23 protein-coding genes are annotated in these 22956 nt (G+C 70.7%); 9 read left to right on the top strand and 14 right to left on the bottom strand.

All coding sequences use genetic code 11. The features are described from left to right. Nucleotides 1-14: 14 nt before the first annotated feature. Nucleotides 15-1142, top strand: coding sequence for a Gfo/Idh/MocA family protein (locus AC6CCG_RS09260; RefSeq protein ID WP_496654203.1), 1128 nt, complete (start codon nucleotides 15-17; stop codon nucleotides 1140-1142). After that, the gene (locus AC6CCG_RS09255) at nucleotides 1139-2122 is read left to right on the top strand and encodes a Gfo/Idh/MocA family protein (RefSeq protein WP_496654202.1); all 984 of its coding nucleotides are present in this window, start codon (nucleotides 1139-1141) and stop codon (nucleotides 2120-2122) included. Before AC6CCG_RS09260 ends, AC6CCG_RS09255 begins: the two co-directional genes overlap by 4 nt. On the opposite strand, the gene AC6CCG_RS09250 is transcribed toward AC6CCG_RS09255, so the two are convergent. Both AC6CCG_RS09250 and AC6CCG_RS09245 read right to left on the bottom strand, forming a co-directional pair. Beyond that, nucleotides 2123-2734, bottom strand: a complete 612-nt coding sequence (locus AC6CCG_RS09250; protein WP_496654201.1) for a DUF5701 family protein — start codon at nucleotides 2732-2734, stop codon at nucleotides 2123-2125. Nucleotides 2735-2831: 97 nt separating this feature from the next. Continuing rightward, nucleotides 2832-4910: a glycoside hydrolase family 36 protein gene (locus AC6CCG_RS09245; RefSeq protein ID WP_496654200.1), complete on the bottom strand. Its 2079-nt coding sequence runs from the start codon at nucleotides 4908-4910 to the stop codon at nucleotides 2832-2834. A gap of 107 nt (nucleotides 4911-5017) precedes the next feature. On the opposite strand from AC6CCG_RS09245, the gene AC6CCG_RS09240 reads away from it, so the two are divergent. Beyond that, complete coding sequence (locus AC6CCG_RS09240) at nucleotides 5018-5776, top strand: HipA family kinase (RefSeq protein WP_496654199.1); 759 nt, start codon at nucleotides 5018-5020, stop codon at nucleotides 5774-5776. Continuing rightward, nucleotides 5773-6159 (top strand): DUF3037 domain-containing protein, encoded by a 387-nt coding sequence (locus AC6CCG_RS09235; protein WP_496654198.1) that lies wholly within the window; start codon nucleotides 5773-5775, stop codon nucleotides 6157-6159. Before AC6CCG_RS09240 ends, AC6CCG_RS09235 begins: the two co-directional genes overlap by 4 nt. Here the strand turns inward: AC6CCG_RS09235 and AC6CCG_RS09230 are convergent. After that, on the bottom strand, nucleotides 6092-7354 hold the full coding sequence (locus AC6CCG_RS09230; protein WP_496654197.1) for a calcium:cation antiporter family protein: 1263 nt from the start codon (nucleotides 7352-7354) through the stop codon (nucleotides 6092-6094). The two genes, AC6CCG_RS09235 and AC6CCG_RS09230, sit on opposite strands and share 68 nt — an antisense overlap. 102 nt (nucleotides 7355-7456) lie before the next feature. On the opposite strand from AC6CCG_RS09230, the gene AC6CCG_RS09225 reads away from it, so the two are divergent. Genes AC6CCG_RS09225 through AC6CCG_RS09215 form a run of 3 tightly spaced genes read left to right on the top strand, consistent with a single transcriptional unit; the run spans nucleotide 7457 to nucleotide 9516 of the window. Then, complete coding sequence (locus AC6CCG_RS09225; RefSeq protein WP_377490979.1) at nucleotides 7457-7789, top strand: ArsR/SmtB family transcription factor; 333 nt, start codon at nucleotides 7457-7459, stop codon at nucleotides 7787-7789. Beyond that, nucleotides 7786-8919, top strand: coding sequence for a hypothetical protein (locus AC6CCG_RS09220; RefSeq protein WP_496654196.1), 1134 nt, complete (start codon nucleotides 7786-7788; stop codon nucleotides 8917-8919). The genes AC6CCG_RS09225 and AC6CCG_RS09220 overlap by 4 nt, the downstream gene beginning before the upstream one ends. A 45-nt stretch (nucleotides 8920-8964) precedes the next feature. Beyond that, complete coding sequence (locus AC6CCG_RS09215) at nucleotides 8965-9516, top strand: hypothetical protein (RefSeq protein WP_496654195.1); 552 nt, start codon at nucleotides 8965-8967, stop codon at nucleotides 9514-9516. Nucleotides 9517-9614: 98 nt separating this feature from the next. Here AC6CCG_RS09215 and AC6CCG_RS09210 read toward each other — a convergent pair whose 3' ends face one another. Further along, nucleotides 9615-11018, bottom strand: coding sequence for an FAD-dependent oxidoreductase (locus tag AC6CCG_RS09210; protein WP_496654194.1), 1404 nt, complete (start codon nucleotides 11016-11018; stop codon nucleotides 9615-9617). Between the two features lie 107 nt (nucleotides 11019-11125). On the opposite strand from AC6CCG_RS09210, the gene AC6CCG_RS09205 reads away from it, so the two are divergent. Next, on the top strand, nucleotides 11126-11995 hold the full coding sequence (locus AC6CCG_RS09205; RefSeq protein ID WP_496654193.1) for an alkaline phosphatase family protein: 870 nt from the start codon (nucleotides 11126-11128) through the stop codon (nucleotides 11993-11995). Nucleotides 11996-12155: 160 nt separating this feature from the next. Here AC6CCG_RS09205 and AC6CCG_RS09200 read toward each other — a convergent pair whose 3' ends face one another. The 10 genes from AC6CCG_RS09200 to AC6CCG_RS09155 form a co-directional block, all read right to left on the bottom strand. After that, entirely contained in the window at nucleotides 12156-12806 is a 651-nt protein-coding gene (locus tag AC6CCG_RS09200) for a DUF47 domain-containing protein (RefSeq protein ID WP_496654192.1), read from the bottom strand. Beyond that, the gene (locus tag AC6CCG_RS09195; protein WP_496654191.1) at nucleotides 12803-13585 is read right to left on the bottom strand and encodes an inorganic phosphate transporter; all 783 of its coding nucleotides are present in this window, start codon (nucleotides 13583-13585) and stop codon (nucleotides 12803-12805) included. The genes AC6CCG_RS09200 and AC6CCG_RS09195 overlap by 4 nt, the downstream gene beginning before the upstream one ends. Next, a complete protein-coding gene (locus AC6CCG_RS09190; RefSeq protein ID WP_496654190.1) occupies nucleotides 13480-13797 on the bottom strand; it encodes a hypothetical protein in 318 nt (105 codons plus the stop codon). The genes AC6CCG_RS09195 and AC6CCG_RS09190 overlap by 106 nt, the downstream gene beginning before the upstream one ends. Nucleotides 13798-13802: 5 nt before the next feature. Next, complete coding sequence (locus AC6CCG_RS09185; RefSeq protein WP_496654189.1) at nucleotides 13803-15272, bottom strand: aldehyde dehydrogenase family protein; 1470 nt, start codon at nucleotides 15270-15272, stop codon at nucleotides 13803-13805. Further along, on the bottom strand, nucleotides 15262-16587 hold the full coding sequence (phnA, locus tag AC6CCG_RS09180) for a phosphonoacetate hydrolase (protein ID WP_496654188.1): 1326 nt from the start codon (nucleotides 16585-16587) through the stop codon (nucleotides 15262-15264). The genes AC6CCG_RS09185 and phnA overlap by 11 nt, the downstream gene beginning before the upstream one ends. Nucleotides 16588-16607: 20 nt before the next feature. Next, complete coding sequence (locus tag AC6CCG_RS09175) at nucleotides 16608-17396, bottom strand: ATP-binding cassette domain-containing protein (RefSeq protein WP_496654187.1); 789 nt, start codon at nucleotides 17394-17396, stop codon at nucleotides 16608-16610. After that, nucleotides 17393-18361, bottom strand: coding sequence for an ABC transporter ATP-binding protein (locus AC6CCG_RS09170; RefSeq protein WP_496654186.1), 969 nt, complete (start codon nucleotides 18359-18361; stop codon nucleotides 17393-17395). The genes AC6CCG_RS09175 and AC6CCG_RS09170 overlap by 4 nt, the downstream gene beginning before the upstream one ends. An 8-nt stretch (nucleotides 18362-18369) precedes the next feature. Further along, the gene (locus AC6CCG_RS09165) at nucleotides 18370-19191 is read right to left on the bottom strand and encodes an ABC transporter permease (RefSeq protein WP_496654185.1); all 822 of its coding nucleotides are present in this window, start codon (nucleotides 19189-19191) and stop codon (nucleotides 18370-18372) included. 107 nt (nucleotides 19192-19298) lie between these two features. Then, nucleotides 19299-20228 (bottom strand): ABC transporter permease, encoded by a 930-nt coding sequence (locus AC6CCG_RS09160; protein WP_496654184.1) that lies wholly within the window; start codon nucleotides 20226-20228, stop codon nucleotides 19299-19301. Nucleotides 20229-20247: 19 nt separating this feature from the next. Continuing rightward, nucleotides 20248-21834, bottom strand: a complete 1587-nt coding sequence (locus AC6CCG_RS09155) for an ABC transporter substrate-binding protein (protein WP_496654183.1) — start codon at nucleotides 21832-21834, stop codon at nucleotides 20248-20250. 150 nt (nucleotides 21835-21984) lie between these two features. On the opposite strand from AC6CCG_RS09155, the gene AC6CCG_RS09150 reads away from it, so the two are divergent. Further along, a complete protein-coding gene (locus AC6CCG_RS09150) occupies nucleotides 21985-22893 on the top strand; it encodes a LysR family transcriptional regulator (RefSeq protein WP_496654182.1) in 909 nt (302 codons plus the stop codon). Nucleotides 22894-22956 lie beyond the last annotated feature (63 nt).

Below are 22956 nucleotides of genomic sequence, written 5' to 3'. Positions count from 1 at the left end.
AGGGAAGGGATCCGATGATCGAGGCGAGCGGTCCGCTGCGGGTGGGCATCCTCGGGGCCGGTGGCATCGCCGTCGCCTCGTACGGCGTGCTGCCCAACCTGCACCATTACGAGGACACCATCGACGTGATCGCCATCGCCGATGTCGATCATGACCGGGCGACCGAGGTCGCCGCGCGGTACGGCATCCCGCGCGTGCACACCACGGTCGAGGAGCTGGTCGCCGCCGGCGACCTGGACGCGGTGGTCAACCTGACCCCGATCCCGGTGCACTACGCGACCTCGAAGGTGGTCCTGGAGCACGACCTGCACCTGGTCACCGAGAAGCCGATCGCGGCGACGCTGGCCGAGGCCGACGAGTTGATCATGCTCGCCGAGAGCCGCGGCAAGGTGATCGTCAGCGCCCCGCCGGACCTGCTGCGGGCACCGATCAAGCGGGCCCGGGATCTGGTCGCGGCCGGCGAGATCGGCCGGGTCGCGTTCGCCCGGGTGCACAGCTCGCACCAGGGACCGGGCGGCGGACCCGGCGGCTGGCCGTCGGATCCGACCTGGTTCTACCAGCGCGGCTCGGGGCCGCTGCTCGACATGGGCGTGTACGGGATCCACCAGATCACCGGGATCCTCGGGCCGGCCAAGCGGGTAGTGGCGTTCTCCGGGATCACCGATCCGGTCCGGGTGGTCCGCGGCGGGCCGTTCGCCGGGCTGGAGATCGAGGTCACGGCCGACGACAACACCCTGTTCCTGTTGGATTTCGGCGGGTCCGCGTACGCGGTGGTCGACGGGAACTACAACCTGCACGCGAGCCGCAGCCCGCGGCTGGAGATCTTCGGCCGCCGCGGCGTGATCAATCTCGGGGTGCCGGGCGGGCCCGAGTTCGAGGTGTTCAAGACCGACCTGCTGCCCGGAGTCGACGGCTGGATCGACCCGTCCTGGCCGCTGGCCGCCGACGCCTCGGCGAAGACCGGCCGCGCGGTCATCGTCGGCCATCTCGCCGAGATCGTGCTGGCCGGCGCCCCGAACGAGCTCGGTGCCGATCATGCCCGGCACGCCCTGGAGATCATGCTCGCGGTCGAGACCTCGGCCCGCGAGGGCCGGATCGTCGACCTGCACACCACCTTCGCCGTGCCAGGGGTGGACCGATGACGTACGGCTTCGGGATCATCGGCGTCGATCACTGGTACTCGGCGCTGCCGCTGGCCCGGCAGGTGACGGCCGACCCGGCGACCCGGCTGGTCGCGGTCGTCGACGCCGATGTCGATCATGCGAAGGTGATCGCCGGGGAGGCCGCCGTCGGCACCGATCCCGCCCTGGTGCTGGAGGATCCGGCGATCGAGGTGGTGGCGATCTTCACCAGCGTCGACCGCAACCCGGAACTGTGCCGGGCGGCCGCCGCGGCCGGCAAGCACATCATCTCGGTGAAGCCGCTGGCGATGACCCTGGCCGAGGCGGATTCGATCATCGAAGCCGTCGAGGCGGCCGGCGTGATCTTCGTCCCGTACGAGGCCCGGCGCACCTCACCGCTGGCCCGGACACTGGCGGACTGGGTGCGCTCCGGCCGGCTCGGCGAACTGCGCAGCGGCAGCTTCGAGCTGACCTCCTCGCTCCCCCGCGGCTGGATCGACGGCCCGGCCGACGGCGGCTGGTGGGTCGACCCGGACCGGGTGCCCGGCGGCGGCTGGCTCGATCATGCCGTCTATCAGCTGGACCGGATCGCCTGGCTGTTCGACAGTCCGGTCGCCTCGATCACCGGCACGGTCGGCAGGATCGCGCACCCGGAGCTCCGGGTGGAGGACTTCGGGCATGCCGTACTGACCCTGGAGAGCGGAGCCGTGGTCAGCGTCGAGGACTCCTGGCTCGCGGCACCGGGCGTGTTCAGCAGCCGGGCCCAGCTGGTCGGCAGCCTCGGCTCGCTCTGGTACGACAGCGCACTGGGCCTGCTCGGCCACGCGACCGGCGACGAGCCGTGGACGTACCGGAGGCTGCCCGACGACGGCTCCGACAGCGTCGACCTGATGATCACCGCGCTCCGGGACGGCACCCGCCCGGAGCGGGCCGACGCCCGGACCGCGCGCGCCGTGCTGGCCACCGCCCTGGACTTCTACGCGGCCGCGAACCCTCGCTGATCATCCGGCAAGCCGGCCCGTGGCCGAGCCGAAGCCGAGCCAGGTGTGCCGGTTGCCGGCCCAGCACCAGCCGACCTTGGGCGCGTTCCTCCGCTCCCTGCCGTCCCGGCCGGTGCCGCCGCTGATCCAGATCGCCGGTGTGCGCGCATCGAGCCTGCCCCGGGCGTTGCTGGTCCGGGAGCCGATGCACATGAAGCAGCGGTTCGGTTCCAGCCGGTCCGGCCGCTGCAGCAGCCAGCTGATCCCCTCACTGATCGTGAACGGCGTCCGGCCGCGGCCGGTGAGTTCCGGCAGCGCCTCGTCCGGGCTCCAGTTGAGCAGGTCGTCGCCCCGGTCCGGCCCGGTGACCAGATACAGCGGCCGGTCCGGGACCTCGACCGTCGGGATCGGGACGAACCGGCCCAGATCGGTCAGGTCCTCCACCACGAAGCCCGGCTTGCCGTCCCGGGACAGCAGCGGCGCGAGGGCGCTGGCCGGGACCAGCGACGGATGCACGGCCAGGACCGCGTCCGCCCGGTCGGGCAGCCCCCGGCCGAGTGCGCGGAACGCCTCCACGCTGAGTCCGGCCAGTGCCGGGACGCCGAGGTCGACGAGTCGTTCGAGTTGGCGCAAGCGTGATTCCTCCTGATCGGCGGGTCGGTCGTTGATCTCAACGCCTCGAGAATCAGGATAATTCCGTACGCATGACGAAGTTTTGAGAATCGTGTGCTCAGTGCCCCAGCCGGAAGGTACGGGCAGCGACGGGGCCCGGGCCGGTGCCGAGGCGGAGGGCGCGGCCGTCGTTGATCAGTTCGGCCGGCCACGGTGCGAGCGTGGTCGGGAAGATCACCGTGCAGTCCCGGGCCGGGCGGGTCAGCGGGATGATCACCTCGGCACCCTCCGGTCCCCGCTGCCAGACCGTGAGCAGCGACTCGTCCGGGCCGGTCAGCCGCAGCGCGGTCACCGGGTCGTCCCAGCCCGGCAGGCCCAGCGGCCAGCTCGGCGCGGCGTTGCTGATCTTGGTGCGGATCCCCCGGTGAGCCCGGACCGCGTCGCGGACGAGGGTGAGCTGTTGGTCGCTGAGCCGGTTCAGGTGGCCGGACAGGTAGAGCCGGCCGAGCAGGCCGGCCTGCAGGGTCGCGGCGGTCTCCTCGAGCCCCATCCAGTCGGCCGGGTAGGCCCAGGAGCCGGCCTGCTCGGGCAGCAGTTGCAGCGGGGCCGCGGCCGCGATCGGCACGTAGCGGGCGACGTCTTGTTGATCACTGGTCGACTGCAGCTGCAGCCGGGACAGCATCGCGTCGTCGCAGCGCATCGCGCCGGAGCCGCAGTTCTCGATGATCAACTCGGGGTGCCGGTCGAACAGGCCGTCCAACCAGTCCAGGTGGGCCCGGTTGTGGGCCAGCAGCCCGGCCCCGGCGCTGTCGGCGTCCAGGTCGGTGCCGGCGCCGGGGTTGATGTTGTAGTCGAACTTGAACATCCCGATACCCAGCTCGCCGACCAGCCGGTCCACGGTCGCGTCGAGATGATCACGGACGGCCGGGTGGCGCAGGTCGAGGTGGTAGCGGCCGGCCTCCCGGATGCGGACGCCGTGACGGCTGAAGAAGGCCTCCGCCGGCAGCCGGTCGACCATCGGGCTGCGGACGCCGATCACCTCGGGTTCCAGCCAGACGCCGGGGATCATCCCGCGGTCCCGGATCCGGTCCAGCACAGCGGCCAGGCCACCGTCGGGGAACCGGCCGGTCGACGGCAGCCACTCGCCCACCGTGTCCCACCAGTTGCCGTCCTCGGCGTACCAGCCGGCGTCGATGCAGAACGCCTCGGCGCCCACGTCGGCGGCACCGTCGATCAAGGGCAGCAGCTTCTCCGTCGTCGGATCGCCGGACAGCGTGTTCATGTAGTCGTTGTAGATCAGCGTCAGCCGGCCTCGGTCCGGATGATCACGGCGGGTCGCGCGGCGGTGCCGGGTCAGCTGATCGACGGCGTCGTCGAAGCCGAGGCCGGCGGCGATCGTCGTCGGCACGGTACGGAACTCGGCGCCCGGATCCAGCCGCTGCACCCAGTGGTGATCGGCCTCGGTCGGGCCGCCGGCGGTCAGCGACACCCCGCCCTGATCATCGCCGAGTTCCCAGCGCCAACCGCCGTTGTGCTCGACCTGCCAGAGCCAGGCCCAGCCGCCGTCGTCGGCCACGACGCCCGCGGTCGGCAGGTCGGCGCCGGTGGACCAGCTGCCGACCGACCGCTGCCCCGCCGCTCCCTTGCCGGGCACCGGATGCCCGGCCGACTCGAGCACCACCAGCCGGTCGCGCAGCGGCTCCCGGGTCCACCGGAACTCGGCCAGCCAGTCGGAGGCCCCGGAGACGAGGTCCAGCCGGTCCGGCGTCAGCTCGTCCTCGTCCAGCCGCCCGGACAACCCGATGCTCAGCGACGGCACGGCCGTCAGCCAGGCCGGTTCCGCGCCCTCGTTGCGTACGGTGATCACGCCAGTGAGCGCCGCGACGCCGGGCCGGGTCCGCAGCTCCACCTCGGCGGCCAGCCCGTCCGGTCCGGCGACGTCGAGTCGCAGCGCGGACCCGTCGTCGGAATGATCATGACCGCGATGGCGCAGCCCAGCGCCGACCGAGGTCCGGATCATTCGCGGGCTCGGATTGTGATGCCCGTCGGCCAGGGTGAGCACCTCGACCAGCGGCCGGGGCCGGGCCAGGGTCAGCCGGTGCCCGTCCCGCTGCACCGCGGTGATCGCCGGCGGCTCGTCGCCACCGACCTCGATCATGATCAGGAAGGTCTCGTCACCGAGCGTCAGTGGCTGCACCGGATCAGCGTAGGCACGACCGGGAGGCCGCCGGAACCCTCCGGCCACGGATTCCCACGTCCGTAAATGAATCGGCGCCGCGCACCGGTCCCACTACGCTGGCGGACGTGTTGCCACGGATCACCGCCACTGCGTACCTGACGCCGCTCCGCGAGGGCGGGTCCCTGCCGGGGATCATGGAGGCCGACGACCTGGGCACGTACGTGGTGAAGTTCACCGGCGCCGGCCAGGGTGTCAAGGCCCTGGTCGCCGAGATCATCGTCGCCGGGCTGGCCCGGCGGGCCGGCCTGCACACGCCCGAGCTCGCCCTGATCGAGGTGGCCGCCGAGGTCGGCCGGACCGAACCGGACGAGGAGATCCAGCAGCTGATCAAGGCCAGCGTCGGGGTGAACCTCGCGGTGGACTACCTGCCCGGCTCGGTCGGCTACGACCGCACCTTCGACGTGGACCGCGAGACGGCCTCCACCCTGGTCTGGCTGGACGCCTGGACGGCGAACGTCGACCGCAGCCTGCGGAACACCAACCTGCTGGTCTGGCACCGGCAGTTGTGGGCGATCGACCACGGCGCCTGCCTGCGCTTCCACCACGCCTGGGGCCGGCCGCAGGCCTTCGCCGAGTCTCCGTACAACTACGGTGATCATGTGCTGTCCGGCCGAGCCCGGCCGCGCGAGGCCCATGATCGACTGGCCGGCCGGTTCGACGCCGCGGCCCTCGATGCGGTGATCGCCGACGTACCGGATGCGTGGCTGCTGCCCGATCCGGAGCGCCCCGATCCAGCCGCCCCGCCCGACCCGGCGACGGCCCGGGCCGCCTACCGGGACTACCTCGCGGCACGGCTCGAGGCGGCCGATCGGTGGCTTCGATGAGGTACGGCTACAGCTACGCGACGATCCGGGCGGTGCCCCGGGTGGAGCGGGGCGAGTTCGTCAACATCGGAGTGATCGTCTACTGCCAGGACCTGGACTTCCTGGCCGCCGACGTCGCGATCGAGGAGGCCCGGCTGCGGGCCCTCGATCCCGGCGTCGACCTGGACGCGGTCCGCCGGTCGGCCGAGGCGATCGAGCTGCGGTGCGCCGAACCGGCCGGCAGCGCCCGGGAGAACGACGGCCTGCTCTACCGGTTCGGCATCCTGACCGCGCCACGCAGCACGGTGGTGCAGCCGTCACCGGTGCACGCGGGTGTCACCGATGATCCGGCACGGACCCTGGCCGGTCTGATGAACCGTCTGGTGACGCCGCCGGCTCCGTGAGCGAGCGCAGGCTGCGGAACGGCGCGGTCAGTGTCGGCACCAGCCGGCGCCGGTGGATGATCATCAGCACCAGCGCGATCACGGCGTAGACGGCGGTGATCACGTACCGGCCTTCGGTGCCGGGCACCGCGAACTGGACCGCGAAGAGTCCCAGCAGGGCGAGTGCGGCCAGCCGGTGGAACCGCAGCGTGAGCAGGATCGCGATGCCGAGCAGGGTCTGCGCGATCGTCAGCGAGAACTCCTCGACCTGCCGGGCGTCCAGTTGCAGCGACGGCCCGCCGCCACCGATCAGGTACGCCACCGGCAGGCTGCCGATCAGCAGCGTCCACTGGTTCACCTTGGCGCTGATCAAGGTCCCGATCGCCATCGACGCCTTGCCGCGGATCGCGAACATGATCGCCACGATGAACTCGGGCGCCTCCGACGACAGCGGCGCCAGCCATTGCACCAGCAGGAACTCGTCGATGCCGAGCGACCGGCCGCCGGACACCAGCGACTCGGCGAACGGCTCGGCGCAGGCAATGATCATCACCGCGGCGCCGACGAACATGATCACCACCAGCGGGCGGCGGAGCCGGGCCGGCAGCGCACCGATCCGGGCGGCCGGGCCGACCAGCTCGGGCTCGCCCTCGTCCTCGGTGCGGGCGACCCGGAGCAGGTAGTACGTGAACAGGGCGAGCATGCCGATGCCGAGGATCAGGTGGATCTGCCCGGTCACGGGGATGATCAACGCCAGCAGTGAGGCGATCATCAGGAAGCCGAGCTCCAGCCGGTAGCGGGACTCGATCACCAGCTCCCGGACCGTCTGCCCGGACCGGCGGCTCGCGATGATCAACGACACCAGCACCACGACACTCCAGCCGAGCCCGAGCAGCAGCCGGTTGGACCCGGTCATGTTGGCGGCGGCGAACTGGACGTACTCCGGCCGACTGCCGGCCGTGAACGCGAAGTAGAGGTCGACCGCATACTCGGGCAACACCGCGATCACCGCCAGCACGGCGACGGCCAGCCCGCCCGAGATGTCCACCTCGGCGGCCTCCGCGGCCCAGGCCAGGACGAACGCGGCGGCCACCACGCCGGCGCCGAAGACGACCAGGCCGAGCGCCGGCGCGAGGTGGAGCCCGGAGACCCGGGCGATCAGGGCCGGCAGGGCGATCGCCAGGCAGATCAGGACCGGGCGCAGCGTTCGAAGCACGTGACCATCCTTGCGACACTTTGACAGTTACGCAAGTGAGGAAGTGTCAAATCGGCGTGAGGCTGGTCACGGCGCTGCCCCGCGGCCGGGCACAATGCAGCCATGATCCCCGACCCGACCCACGCCCAGCTCGAGGTCGCGGCGCGGACGTTCGCGCTGCTGTCCGCGCCGGTCCGGCTGCATCTCGTGGCCCTGGCCGCCGCCGGCGAATACGACGTGGGCACGCTGTCCGAGCGGGTCGGGGTGACCATCGCGACCGCGAGCCAGCACCTGAGCAAGCTCCGGCTGGCCGGGATCATCCGGGCCGAGCGCCAGGGCCGGCGGCAGATCTACACGGTCGACGACCCGCACGTCCTGACCATGGTGCAGCAGATCTTCGAGCACATCGCCCCCGACGGCACCCTCGCCCCCGACCCGCCCGGACCGGTCCGGTGAAACGCGTCCTGATCATCGTCGGCAGCTGCGTCGTGATCGCCGGCTGCCTGGCCGGGATCCTGGCCGTCACCCTCGGCCTGATCGGCTGGTCGCCGCCACTGGTGAACCCACCGCCCTGGTCGGCCGGCCAGCGCCTGGCCCCGGTCACCGTCGGCGAGGACCCGAAGCTGTTCAGCTACGCGACCGCCGGACTGATCCGGGACCGGCTGGCGACCGCACCCTCGCTCGAGGACGCCCGGTTCGAGGTGGACTACGCGTTCGACGATCAGGCCCGGATCTTCGACCGCGAGCGACCGCAGCCGCCGGCGGGCCGGATCGCGCGGGTGTCGACGTACCGTTCCGACACCGTGCCGAGCGCCGCGGACCGGGCCAGTCTGTCGGTCGCGGTCGAGCTCTTCACCGGTACGGACCAGCGGGACGCGGCGCTGCTGACCTACGGCCAGTCGACCCGCGGCTCCTCCACCGTCCTCGACGAGCCGAAGCTCGACGGCGCGGCCGGGGCTCAGCTGATCCAGCGCGTCGGAGCCTGCTCCTCCGGCCGCGGCCGGAACGTCTCGATCCACGGCCTGGCCGCGGTGGGTACCCGGACCGCGGTGACGGTCTCGGTGTCCTGCGGCACCCCGGAGCAGGCCAAGCAGTACGTCGAGCCGGCGACCGCCACGCTCGCCGAGGCGGTCGGCACCGCGGCCGGACTCGAGGACGAGCCCGTACCGCCCACGCTGTTCGATCGGGCCGACGACATCCCGGTGATCAGCAGCGGCAACTGGCGGGACCGCCAGGTGATCGTCGACTCCGACCCGGAGCGCCGGCGCGCCGTGCCCGCCGACCTGCGCGGTGACGGGCTGGAGGTCTATTTCGACGGCCGGTACGAGGTCGCCGCCTACACCGACGCCGACGCCGCGGCGGCCGTGCTGGAGCGGCGACTGAGCACCAGGAGCGAGCACGGCCACGAGGTCCGGGAGCACCCCGGCACCAGGGCCGACCGGACCGTCTGCGTGGAGGGCTTCCGGCCGCGCGAGAAGTCCGACTGCCTGAGCCGGCTGGGCCGGTTCGTCGTCGCCGCCGCGGCCGATCAGGGCCAGGATCCACCGATCGACGACCAACTCGAACTGCTCCGCGGTGCCCGCTGAGCCGTACCCTGGACGTACGGTACCCCCCTAGGGTATAAAGACAGGGTGAGCACCGTCGTCACCGCTTTGCGCGACCGCTGGCCGGCCTTCGCCGGCCTGGCCGTCGCCGTCCTCACCGCCGTCGCGCTGTGGCTCCGGCACGCCGATGCCGCAGCCGTCGTCACCGCCTCGGCACTGGTGTATCTCGGCTCCGCCGCGCTGGGCCTGCGCTGGTCGGCCTGGCCGATCTTCGGAGTCAGCTTCGTGCTGATCTCGGTCGGCTTCCTGGTCCCGGCCTTCGACCCGTCGTTGATCATGATCGCCCTCGCCGTCCTGTTGATCGGGTACGGTTTCGCCCGCGGCCGCGGCAAGCCCCTGCACGGCCTGCCGTTGCAACTGGTCGCGATGGTGATCTTGGCCGGCCTGGCCCTGATCGCCGCCCGGCTCGACCCGACCGTCTCGGCGATCCTGGTCGCCGCGGGCCTGCTCGCCCATGCCGGCTGGGACGCGTACCACCACCGCAAGGACCGCGTCGTGGTCCGCTCGATGGCGGAATTCTGCATGGTGCTGGACACCGTGCTCGCGGGCCTGGTCCTCTGGCTCACCTTCACCAGCTGACCCACGACCCGTCAGAATCTGGCACTTTGCACGAGATGTAACGCATGGAAAGTGCCAGTTTTTCACGTTAACGTGAAAAACTGCGGCCCCCGAATTCTTCAGGCACGTTCCTCGTGCTCGGCGGCGGCGAGCAGGGCGGAGCGGTGGGCGAGGGTGGCTCGGTCGCGGCCCTGGCTCTGGCCGCGGGCGATCTCGGCGGCGTCGATCCGGCGCCAGTCGCCCATCCCGAGCGGGGTGATCCCGCGGCCGGCCAGCAGCCGGCCGAGTTCGTCGGGATCGTGGCCGGCCGTCAGCTCGCCATCGGCGATGTCGGACAGCAGTGAGGTGACGGTCTCCACCGCGTCGGACTTGTTGGTGCCGATCACACCGGTCGGGCCGCGCTTGATCCAGCCGGTGACGTACTCGCCGGTGGCGAACGCGCCGTCCCGGATCACCCGGCCCTCCGCGTGCGGCACCCGGGCCTGCTCCTCGTCGTACGGGACGCCGGGCAGCGCGGTGCCCCGGTAGCCGACCGAGCGGACCACCAGGTCGGCCGGCAGCTCCGGTCCCGGACCGTCGCCGACCAGCGCACCGGCGGAGTCGATCTTGGTCCGCTCCGTGATCACCGAGCCGACCCGGCCGTCGCCGACCAGCGCCGCGGGCCGGGTCCAGAAGTGGAAGTGGATCCGCCGGTCGGCCCCGCTGCTGCCCCGCTCGGCCCACTCGGACAGCACGCCGAGGTTGCGCAACGCCACCTTGCCGACCGCCGCCGGATCAAGATCATGATCGAACGGGTCGATCACGATGTCCACGCCGTCCAGGTCGCCGAGTTCGCGAAGTTCCTTGGTGGTGAAGGACGTGTGGGCCGGGCCGCGGCGGCCCAGCACGTGCACGTCGGTCACCGCCCGGTCCTCCAGCGCGGTCAGTACCTCCTCGGCCATGTCGGTCCGGGCCAGGTCCGCGGTGGGCCTGATCAGGATCCGCACCACGTCGAGCGCCACGTTGCCGACGCCGACCACGACCGCGGACCGGGTGCTGCCGACCAGCCGGGCCGCGGCGGCGGCGTCGATGGCCGGCACCTGATCGAGCTCGCCGGCGCCGGGCCGGTCCAGGTCGGGATGGACGTCCGGATGGCCGCAGTACCAGGCGACCAGTTCGGCGGCCGCGATACTGCCGTCCAGGTCCTCGCCGGGAATGCCGAGCCGGCGGTCGCCGGCCGCGCCGTACGCGTAGATCACCGCGTCCACCGACGCGCGGAGTTCCTCGACGGTCAGGTCCCGGCCGACCGAGACGTCGCCGTAGAACCGCACCTCGGGACGGCTCAGGGTGCGCTCGAGGATGTTGCGGATCGACCGGATCGACGGGTGATCGGGGGCGACGCCGTACCGGACCAGACCGAACGGGACCGGCAGCCGGTCCAGCACCGCGACGGCGACCGGCACGTCGGTCTGCTGGCAGAGGGCCTCGGCGGCATAGATCCCCGACGGCCCGGACCCGATGATCGCGACGACGTACGGTCTCATCGGCTCAGGTTATCCGCACATCACGACCGCGAATCGGACTTTTCGATCATCGTGCGGTGCCGCGTTGCTACGATCATGGACGATTTCCATCGCTGGAAGGCGTTTCGATGAGCAGACCGCACGTCCTCTTCGTCGGCATCGACGGGGTCCGGTTCGACATTCTGGCCGAGCAGGAGACCCCGGCGCTGGACAAGGTCGCCGCCGCCGGCTTCCTGCAGTCGGTGCAGGTCAACCCGGCCGGCCCGACGATCTCCGGGCCCAGCTGGTCCACCATGGTGTCCGGGGTCCTGCCGCCGACGCACCGGATCTTCGACAACGACCTGACCGATCATGATCTTGGTCGCTACCCCGACTTCATCACGCTGGCCGAGCGGGCGTACCCGGGGCTGCAGACGTTCGCGGCCGCGGACTGGGAGCCGTTGGTCAGCGGTCACAGCGGTGGCCCGATCTTCGCCGGCGGCGGTTTCGTACCGGACCGGCACCGCGGCAAGGACGACACCGCGGCGGACTGGCACGAGGGTGATCAACAGGTCGCCGACCTCGCTGCCGCCCACCTGGCCTCACTCGCGTCCGAGCCCGGCTCGGTCACGTTCGTCTATCAGCACGGTCCGGACACGGCCGGGCACCGCGAGGGCGTCGGCGCCAGCTACCGGGAGTTCATCGAGGCCTCCGACCGGCGGCTCGACGCGCTGCTCCGCACCGTCGACGAGCGGCCCGACCGGGCCGCCGAGGACTGGCTGATCATCGTCGCCACCGACCACGGGCACGTCGACGAGGGCGGCCACGGCGGCGATTCGCCGGAGGAACGGACCGCCTGGATCGCCGCCTGCGGCAGCGCGGTGCCGACCGGCGGTCCGCTGATCTTGGAACAGGCCGACGTCGCCGGCCACGTCCACCACGTGCTCGGGCTGACCGGCCAGCCGGACCCGTTCGTCGGGCTTCCGTTCGGCGCCCGGACCGAACTCGCCACCGCGTGATCCAATCGTGACGGGTCGGTGCTCCGTTCCCGCCACATTCGAGTCACACTGGGGCCAGGGACACCCCCGGTCCCACTTCGGGGGCCGATCCCCCTGGACCGGCCACGAAGCAGGCTGGCCGCTCTGATCGCACTCTTCCCGCGGACGGGCGGCCAGCCCCTCAGAAGTGTCGCGTCAGGAGACCGTCGCTCAACGCGTCCACGGCCTCGATCAGCCGCAGCCCGACGACGTCCAGCCTGCGCAACAACTCCCGCCTCTTGATCAACTCCATGGCCACGTCGTCGGCGGCGAACAGGTCGACCAACCGCCGCTGGTACGAGGTCCGGACCGCGCCGGCGCTCTTCCGGGCCGCGACCAGGTGCAGGTCGACCCGGCCGGGCTCCTCGGCCAGGGCCCGCACGGCCCGGCGCAGGTCGGCGAGACCCTCGGCGACCGCGGTGAGCAGCGGCGCGTCCCCGGCCAGCGACACCGGCTGGTAGAGATCACCCTCGCGGACGAAGTCGCGCAGGTTGTCCACGACGTCGTCCACCGAGCGGGACACCCGGTAGAGGTCCTCCCGGTCGATCCGGGTCGCCAGCACGTGCCCGAGCACCAGGACCAGTTCGGCCCGGTAGTCGTCGCCCTCGTGCTCGATCGCGTTCATCGCCGAACGCGCGTCGGCTGTCGAGGAGGTACCGGCGGTGACCGCCTCGGCCAGCCGGGCCGACCGGACCGCGACGTCGATCTGCGCGATGATCAGATCCAGCGCCCGTTGCCCGGACCGGCCGGACAGGTCGGCCAGCAGCCGGCGCACCCGCCTGACCATGATCATCGGAACCACCGCAGCGGCAGTGCGATGATCATCGCCGTGGCGGCGCTGGCAGGCAGCGTGACCAGCCACGCGGCACCGATCCGCGCGGCGGCGGTCCACCGGACCCGGCGTACCCCGGCACTTCCGGACGCCCCGACCAGTCCACCGGCCAGGGACTGGGTCAGGCTGACCGGCGCGCCCAACGCCGAACTGGCCAGCACCGCGGTCGCTCCGGCCAGTTCGGCGGCCACCGCGTCGATCGGCCGGACCTGGGCCAGACCGAAGCCGATCCGAGTGGAGACCCGGCGCAGCCGCCAGAGCAGGCCGGTGCAGAACAGCGCGGAGCAGCCGGCCAGCAGCCCCGCCCGGAGCAGGGTGGCCGACGCGTCCAAGATCACGATCGGCCTCGGGAGCGCCGTCAGCGCGATCGCGATCACGGCCAGCATCTTCTGCCCGTCGTTGGCCGCGTAGGCGCAGCACAGCGTGACGAACCCGGTCACCTGCAGCCCGCGCAGCAGCCGGCCGGACCCGCGGATCCGGGCCAGTCGGGCAGCCCGCTCGGCCAGGGTCCCGAGCACCAGCCCGGCGACCGGGGCCACGGCACCGATCAACAGCACCCGGCCGACCTGGGGCCAGGACACGGCGGCTCCCGCCCCGAGCGCCGCGCCGGAGAGTCCGCCCACGACGGCCAGGGTCAGGCTGGTCGGCAGGCCGAACCGGCCCAGCACCAGCACAGCGGCCAGCCCGGCCGCGACACCGGCCAGGAAGACCCAGCCCGCACCCGTCCCGGTACGGTCCACCAGTCCGTCGGCCAGGGTCGCGCGACGCCGGTGCCGAGCAGCAGCGGCACCACGACCAGGCCGATCGCGATGATCGGCACCAGCCACCCGGCCGTGATCACCGGGAACCGCAGGCCCAGCGCGATCATCACACCGCCGTCGTTGGCCCCGCTCAGCACCACCAGCACCAGCGCGACCATGATCAGCAGCACCGGCAGTACCGGCTCGGGCATGATCATCAATAGCTGACGCAGGCCGACCGGAGGTCGGTGTAGAAGGCCCAGGTGTCCGGCGAGCACTCCGGCGCGCCGAGCTGGGAGGCCTTCGCCCCCATGTGCGGCAGGTGGGCGTACGCGCCGACACCGGGACGGTTGACGTGCAGCATGCCGGCGTCGAGCACGTTCAGGGCCTGGAACATGGACCCCTGGTCGGCGGTGAAGATCGTCGCCGACATGCCGTACCGGACCGAGTTCGAGATCCGTACCGCGTCGTCGAAGCCGTCGCAGTCGATCACCGCGAGCACCGGACCGAAGATCTCCTCCTGGGCCAGTTCGCTGTCCCAGGCGACCTCGCTGAGCACGGTCGGCCGGACGTAGAAGCCGGCCAGTTCGCGGCCGTCCCGCTCGACCCGGGCCGGTCCGCCGCCGCAGCGGATCGTCGCACCCGCGGCGGTGGCCCGCTCGATCGCGTCCAGGCAGGCGTCCCGCCGGACCTCGTTGATCACCGGACCCAATTCGACTCCGTCGCCGTCGCCCGGACCGACCCGCAGCGAGGCCGCCCGGGCCATCACCCGACCGACCAGCTCGTCCTTGACGCTGCGGTCGACGATCACCCGGCTGGTCGCACTGCACCGCTGGCCGCTCTGCCCGAACGCCCCGTGGATGATCGCCGCGGCCGCCGCGTTCAGGTCGGCATCGGCGAGCACGATCACCGCGTTCTTCCCGCCGAGCTCGAGCTGGGTCCGCAGCAGCCGTCCGGCACCGGCCACGTTGATCGCCTGGCCGACCGGCAGCGAGCCGGTGAACGAGATCCCGGCCACGCGATGATCATCGACCAGGGCCGCGCCCGGGTCCCGGTCGCCCTGGACGAGGTTGAGCACGCCGCTGGGCAGGCCGGCGCGGTGGAAGGCGTCGACCAGCAACGCGGCGGTGAGCGGGGTCAGCGGAGACGGTTTGAGGATCGCGGTGCAGCCCGCGACCAGGGCCGGCGCCACCTTCCAGACCGGGATGGCCAGCGGGAAGTTCCACGGCGTGATCAAGCCGACCACACCGATCGGCCGCCGGAACGTCATCGCCAGGGTGCGTGGCTCCTCCGCGGGCGTGGTGATCCCGTTCAGCCGCCGGCCCTCGCCGGCGATGAATTCCATGATCGCCAACGCCCGCTCGACCTCACCGCGAGCCTCGCCGAGCCGCTTCCCCTGCTCCCGGGTGATCGCGGCGGCGAAGAGGTCGGCGTCGGCCTCGATCAACCGGGCGGCCCGCCGGACCACGGCCGCCCGCTCGATCGGGCCGGCCTCCTCCCACCTGCTCCGGACCGCCCACGCCGCGTCGACCGCCGCGATCGCGTCGGCGGCCGAGGACTCGGCGAACTCACCGATCTGATCATCGACGTCGGCCGGGTTGACGTTGGTCCTGGTCTGCTCGGTCGCCGTCCACGCGCCGCCGATGTGGTTCCGCCGCAGCCGTTCCGGTACGGGTTCAGCCGGCATGATCGGCTCCCGCGGTGAGCCCGGTCGTCGCCACCCAGAACGCGTCGTAGTTGTACACGCAGGCGGGCTCGGCGATGTCCTGCTCGAGATCGGCCGGGCGGGGCAGGTCGCGGTTGATCAGGAACGGGATGTTGAGCTCGCCGAGCGCGCCGTGGGAACGCAGCGGCGCGTCCAGCTGCCCGAGATCGTGCCAGGCCGGGTAGCGGCCGAGGGCGTACCCCTTCTCGGCGAGCACGACGAGATCGCCGATCCGGTCCGGGGGCAGCGCGTAGCGGTCGGCGGCGTCGGCCCGGGTGTGCACCGCCTGGACGCCGTCGATCCGCGCCAGCGCGCTGCCGACGACCGCCGGCTCAGCGCCGTCCGGCAGGTAGACGCTGGCGAACGAGCCGAGCGCCCCGTGGTGCACCGTGTAGGGGTCGGTGATCGGCAGGATCACCCGGGCCGCGGCACCGTCCAGGACCCGGTTGGCCTCCTCCTCGACGTAGATCACCCGCGGGGCTCCGGCCGGGTCGCTCTTGGCGCTCATCCCGTGGTCGGCGGTGATCACGACCACCGCGCCCAGCGCGTCCAGCTGGCCGGCGTAGTTGTCGATCATGGCGTAGAAGTCGTTCGCCACGTCGGTGCCCGGCGCGTGCTTGTGCTGGATGTAGTCGGTCAGCGACAGGTAGAGCAGGTCCGGCCGGCGATCGGCCAGCAGGCGTACCCCGGCGGCCAGCACGAACTCGCTGAGATCGGCCGAGTAGACCGCGGGCAGCGGCCGACCGACGTAGTCGAGCACCTGGCCGATCCCGTTGTCGGCGACGGTCGCCTGGTCCGCCTTCTCCGCCGAGAAACAGATCCCGCGCCATTCCGGTACGTCCTCGCCGCCGGAGCCGTCCAGCGACGGCCCGGACTCGACCAGGCCGGCACCGAGCAACCGGCGCAGCTTGTCCTTCGCGGTGATCACCGCGACGTCGTACCCGGCGGCGTTCGCGGCCGCGAAGATCGTCGGGATCCGGAGGAACGCCTTGTCGTTCATCAGCACCTCCTGCCCGCTGTCCGGGTCCAGGATGTAGTTGCCGCTGATGCCATGATCACGAGGCGGCCGGCCGGTCGCGATGGAGACGTTGTTGGGGTTGGTCAGGGCGGGCATCGCGCAGTGGGCGGGCCAGCTGCTGAGCCGGTCCTGGCTCGCCTTGGCCAGCCACGGCATCCGGCCCGCCGCGAGCGCCTGCTCGTGGTACGCGGGTTCGCTGCCGTCCACGCAGATCACCACCACCGGCTCGGCCGGCGGCCGGTACTCCCGGCCGTTGACGGCGAAGGGCTGCCGTGTCATCTCGTTCTCCTTACTCATGATCAACCGAACCTGGGAACCGAGTCGAGCAACTCCCGCGTGTACTCGTGCTGCGGTGCCGAGAAGAGCCGGGCCGCCGGTGCGGCCTCGACGATCGAGCCGTCCCGCATCACCGCGACCTGGTCGGCCACGTGCCGGATCACGCCGAGGTTGTGCGAGATGAAGAGGAATGAGACGCCCGCGGTCTCGCGCAGCCCCATCATCAGGTTGAGCACGTGCGCCTGCACGGTCACGTCCAGGGCGGAGGTGCACTCGTCGGCGACGATCAGGTCGGGCTTCGTCGCCAGAGCCCGGGCCAGTCCGACCCGCTGCCGCTGGCCGCCGGACAGTTGGTACGGCCGTCGGTCCAGCGCATCCGCTGGCAGGTCCATCGTGGCCAGCAACTCAGCACTGAACTCCTCGATCGCCGACCGGGCGACGACCCGGGAGATGATCATCGGCTCGGCCAGGATCTGCCGGACGGTCATCGACGGGTCCAGCGAGTTGTTCGGGTCCTGGAAGACCATCTGGATCCGGGGCTGGTTCGCGCAGAGCCCGGTCCGGCCGACCAGTTCCCTGCCGTCGAAGATCACCGAGCCGCGGCGCGCGGCGGTCAGCCCGAGCACGGTCCGGGCCACCGTCGTCTTCCCGGACCCGGACTCGCCGACGAGACCGAGGATCTGGTTCCGTTCGACCGTGAGCGAGACGTCCTTGACCACGTCCCGGTGCCGGGAACCACCACGGCGCAACAGATTCGAGCCGACCTGGTACGAGACGGTCAGGTCCGTGATCTCCAGCAGCGGAGTGCTCACCGCGGACCTCCGACGAAGCGCCGGGACACGACGTGATCATCGGCGATCCGGACCAGTTCGACGTCGGTCCGCTGAGCCGGGTCGAACCTGCCGATCCGCGAATCGATCGACCGGCCGGCCAGCACGTCGGCCTTGGTGACCAGCCGGCTGCCCGGCGCGACGTCGAGCGTCGGCACCGAACTGATCAGCAGTTGCGTGTACGGGTGCCGCGGGTCGGCGATCACGGCACGGGACCGGCCCGCCTCGACGATCGCCCCGTCGTACATCACCGCGATCCGGTCCGAATGGTTGGCCACCACGCTGAGGTCGTGGGTGATCAACAGGATGCCGAGCCCGTCGGCGCGCAACTCGTCCAGCAGCTGCAGGATGCCGCGCTGCACGGTCACGTCCAGCGCCGTCGTCGGCTCGTCAGCGATCAGGAACCGGGGCCGGCCGGCCAGAGCCATCGCGATCATGATCCGTTGCAGCTGGCCGCCGGAGAGCTGGTGCGGGTAGCTGTCGTACCGCTCGGCGGGGTGCTGGATGCCGACCCGCTCCAGCAGGTCGAGCGCCCTGGTGCGAGCCTCGGCCGCCGTGACCGTACTGTGCGCGCGGACCGACTCGACGAGCTGCCGGCCGACCGTGCGGATCGGGTTGAGCGCGGTCCACGGGTCCTGGAAGATCATCGACACGGCGCTGCCCCGGATCCCGTCGAAGTCGGTGTCCCGGGCCCTGGCCAGGTCGAGCGTGTGGGCCGGCTCCCCGTCGATCTCGAGCCGGCCGCTGACCGAGAACGCCGAGGCCGCGTACCAGGAGGTCAGCAGGCCCAGCACACTCAACGCGGTGATCGACTTGCCGCTGCCGGACTCGCCGACCACGGCGGTGGTCCGGGACTCCTCCACCTCGAGCGCGAGGTCGGCCACCAGGACCCGCTCCACGCCGTCGGTGCGCACGGTGATCGTCAGCTCGGAAAGGGACAGAGTCATCGATCCTCCTACCGATCCGCGAATCTGACCTGGACCCGGGAGCGGAGCCACTCCCCGATCACGTGCACGCAGTAGGCCATCAGCACCAGCACGGCGCTCGGCACCATCGAGGACCACGGGTTGGTCGCCAGGTAGGTCCGGCCCTCGCCGATCATCTGGCCGAGTGTCGCCGTCGGCGGCTGGACGCCGATGCCGATGAACGACAGGGCCGACTCGAGCAGCATCACCGGCGGGAAGCTGAGCACCATCAGGACGATGTAGTACGAGACGGTGTTGGGCAGCACGTGCCGCAGGATGATCCGGACCGGCGGCGCACCGTAGGAACGGGCCGCGTCCACGAACGGCTGCTCCCGCGCGCTCAGCACCAGTCCTCTGATCACCCGCGCGTAGGTCTCCCAGCGGGCCAGGCCGATGAAGATCATCAGCACGCCGATCCCGCGGCCGAACATGACCAGACCGACCAAGATCAACAGGGTCAGGGGGACCGACTGCTGGAAGTTCACCGCGAGCATCACCAGCCGGTCCCAGACGCCGCCGAAGAAGCCGGCCGTCAGGCCGAGGGTGAGCCCGACCAGGCTGCCGACGATCAGGCCGACCGCGGCGATCAGCAGACTGGTCCGGGTGCCGTGCAGCGTCCGGCTCAACGTGTCCCGGCCGATCCCGTCGGCGCCGAGCAGATTGGCCGAGGTCGGGTCGAGGAAGACCGGCAGCGCGTTCCGGCTGGCCAGCACGGTGCGGTCCGGGTCGAACGGCGACACCACCCCGGCCAGCAGGGCGGCCAGCACGACGATGATCAAGGCGACCGCGCAGACCCTGGTCCAGCCGGTCATCGACCTCACCTGGCGCAGCACCGTTCCCTGAGCCTGTCGAAGGGTTCCCTGAGCCTGTCGAAGGGTGCCCTGAGCCTGTCGAGCCGTGCCCTGAGCCTGTCGAAGGGTCATGCGACTCCTCGGGTCCGGCCGATCCGCGGATCGAGCAGGAGGTAGGCGACGTCCAGCAGATAGTTGAGGGCGATGACGATGATCGACACGGTGACCACGGAGAACTGGATCACCGGGAAGTCGCGGTTGATCACCGACGTGACCAGTAGATTGCCCATCCCGGGCCAGGAGAAGATCGTCTCGATCACCATCGTCCCGGACAGGATGTCGACGACGATCATCCCGATCTGGGTGATCACCGGAACGCCGGTGTTGGGGAACACGTGCTGCCAGACCACGGAGCGGCGCCCGGTGCCCTTGCTGATGGCGGTGACGACGAAGTCCCGGTGCAATGTCTCCCGCATGCTGTTGTCGACGTACCGGGAGAGCGAGACGATCGAGCCGACCGACAGGCAGACCACGGGCATCAGGTAGTGCGCCGGCGTCGACGCGCCCTGCGTCGGCAAGGCGTTCAGGACGAAGCCGAAGGTCAAGATCATCACCAGCGACAGCACGAAGCCGGGCACGGCGTAGAGCAGCGACATCAGGTGGCCCAGGGCGCGGATCAGGGGCTGCCGCGGGTACAGCGCGAGCAGCATCCCGACACCGACGCCGACCACCACGCTGAAGAGCAGCGAGAAGACGCCGAGCTTGAGCGTCTCGGCCAGCCGTGGGAAGAAGATCTCCGGCACCGGGCGCCGTTCCACCAGGCCCATCCCGAAGTCGCCCGTGATCGCGTTGCGCAGGTAGAGCAGGAACTGCTCCGGGTAGCTGCGGTCCAATCCGTACTTCGCGTTGTACTGGTCGAGCTGTCCCGGTTCCAAACCGTCCGGGTACATCAGGTCGAACGGGTTGCCGGTGACCCGCGCGGCGACGAAGACGAAGATCAACACGAGCAGGGCGGTGCCGGCGCTGACCAGGGCCCGGGAGCCCAGGAACCTCAGCACGGCAGGGATCCCGGACCGGTCATGTCGAACGCTCCGCGATGTCGCCGGCCCGGAAGGACAGGCAGTACGGGCGAAGGTTCGGCGACGGTGTGTAATCGATGTTGGCCCGCATGCCGAGCGACTCGTACGGCTTGAACAGGTAGACGAACGGCGTCTGGGCCCGGTAGTAGTCGAACAACTCCCCCAACGCCTCCTTGCGTTGCGCCTCGTCCTGGCCGTACCGCATCCGGTTGAAGGCGTCCGTGTAGGCCTCGGTCGAGACGAAGTGCTTCACGTTCGCCGCCTCCCCCTCCGGCGCCCAGTGCCGTTCGATCATGCCCATCGGATCCGGGTAGTAGAGCGGGTTGGACCAGGTCCTGATCTCCAGGCCGGGGTCCTCGTCGGGGATGTCGTCGACCTGGACCAGCTTCGCCGTGACGCCGACGTCGGCCCACATGTCCACCACCGCCTGGGCGACCAGATCGGCGTAGGTGTAGTAGTTCGTGGTGTTGTAGATCTCGATCACCTCGCCGGCGTAGCCCGACGACGCGACCAGCTGCTTGGCCTTCTCCTGGTCGAACGCGATGTCCTTCCGGTCCGGGAACTTCAGCCCGTCCGCATAGCTGGTGAACTGGTACGACGTGGCGGCCTCGGCCTTGCCGTCCCAGATCGATTCGACGATGGCGTCCCGGTCGATCGCGTAGTCCAGCGCGGCCCGGAGCTCCGGCTCGGCCAGCGCCGGGTTGGACATGTTCAGCCGGTAGAGGTGGTACAGCTCCAGCACGCCGCCGACGATCTTGACCCGTTGATCACCGGCGAGCAGCGTCTCCTGGTCGGGCGGGACGTTCGTGATGAAGTCGACCTCGTCGTTCTTCAGGGCCGTGATCCGGGAGGCGATCTCCGGGATCGAGAGATAGGTGATCTTGGTGTACGGCGGCTCGCCGGACCAGTGCCCGGGCACGGCTTCCAAGATCAACGAGACGTCCGGGGTGTATTCCACGACCTTGTACGGCCCGGTCGCGACCGGCTTGTTCGAGGCTGCGTCCAGACCCGCTTCGGTGGTGTACGCCTTCGCCGAGATGCCGGCGTTCGGGTCCGACAGCAGGTGTTCCATCAAGGGTTCGGGATGCTTCGTCGTGGCCCGTACCGTGAAGTCGTCGACGGCCTTGAACTCGATGACGTTCGACAGCAGGTAGGCGTACGCGGTGGCGTAACTCGGGTCCTCCTTGGTGATCACCCGGTTCATCGAATAGACGACGTCCGCCGCCGTGAACGGCGTACCGTCATGGAACTTCACGTCGTCGCGCAGTTCGAATTCCCAGGTCAGCTCCTCGACCTGCTTCCAGGCTGTGGCCAGCCCCGGCTTGAACGCCGCCTTCTCGGACTTCGTGTCCCGGGCGATCAACGTGTCGTAGATGTTGTGATAAGCCTGGATCCCCGAGTTGGACACCGAGCCGTTGGCGTCCAGGGTGCTCGGCAGCGACTGGACCCCGATCCGCAACTCGGTCCGTGCCGCCATCCCGGCAGCCGGCCCGCCGTTGCAACCGGAGGTCGCCAGCGTCGCCGCGGCGCCGGCGGACACCCCGATTCCGAGCAGGGTTCGACGACTCAGCGGAAACTCACTCATGATCATGTCCTATCGGCGGCGATTGTGATCATTCCCGGGCGGAGACCCGAGTCCCGCGGCGTTGATCATGAGTATTCGAGCGGCCGCAGGGAGCGTCAATGCGGCATTGGTGATGAGGGGATAACGGATTGCGTCGAGTAGGGTCGGCCCATGGCCGTGACGCTGCAGCAGCTGGAGATCTTCCGCGCCGTCGCCCGCAATCTCTCGTTCTCCGTCGCGGCGAAAGAGGTCTACACCTCGCAACCGCATGTGTCGAACCAGATCCGGAAACTCGAGGAGCACTACCGGGTGCCGCTGTTCATCCGGTCACGGCCCGGGATCGCGCTCACCGAGGCCGGACTGGCGCTCTACGAGCGGATCAACATCATCCTGTCCGACATCGAGGAGGCCGAGCAGGTCATCCAGCAGTTCCGGGGCCTGCAGCGGGGCACGGTGCGGCTGGCCGCGACCGCCAGCGCCGGCAACCACGTCATCCCGGGCATCGTCGCCGACTTCCAGCGCCGGCATCCCGACATCGTCGTCCGGATGCAGGTGAGCAACACCGAGGACGTCCTCGGCCAGGTGGATCGGGACGAGGCCGAGCTCGCGATCACGCCGCGGCCGCCGGAATGGGGTGAGCTGGAGAGCGAGTCGCTCTACATCGAGAACCTCGTCGTCCTGTTCCCCTCCTCGATGACGCTGCCGGACCCGTTGACGGTGGAGCACTTCGCCGCCCTGCCACAGGTCGCCCGCGAGGACGGTTCGCTGACCTGGGAGATCATGCGGGAGCTGCTCGAAGATCACGATCCGCGGGTGGTCGCCCAGTTGGGCGGCACCACCGCGGTCAACGAGGCGGTCGCGGCCGGACTCGGGGTGTCCCTGGTGCCGGAGACCACGGCGAAGGCCTGGCTCGAAGCCGGTTCGGTGCAGGTGCGGGCCCTGCAGGACGCCCATCCGGTGCACCACTTCTTCCTGGTCCATTCGCCGCAGCGGTACGTGACGCCGGCCACCCGGGCGCTGATCGAACACCTGCGCAACTGGGCCGTGGACGGCGGCCCGGGGCTGACGCCGACCAGTTGATCAAACTCCGTGATCACCTCATTGCTCATTGTGCATTGCCCGGGCTTGGGCTGCTGGGCAGAC

The sequence above is a fragment of the Microlunatus sp. YIM B11417 genome (assembly GCF_059617205.1).
This window is presented reverse-complemented; position numbering and strand designations above follow the sequence as displayed.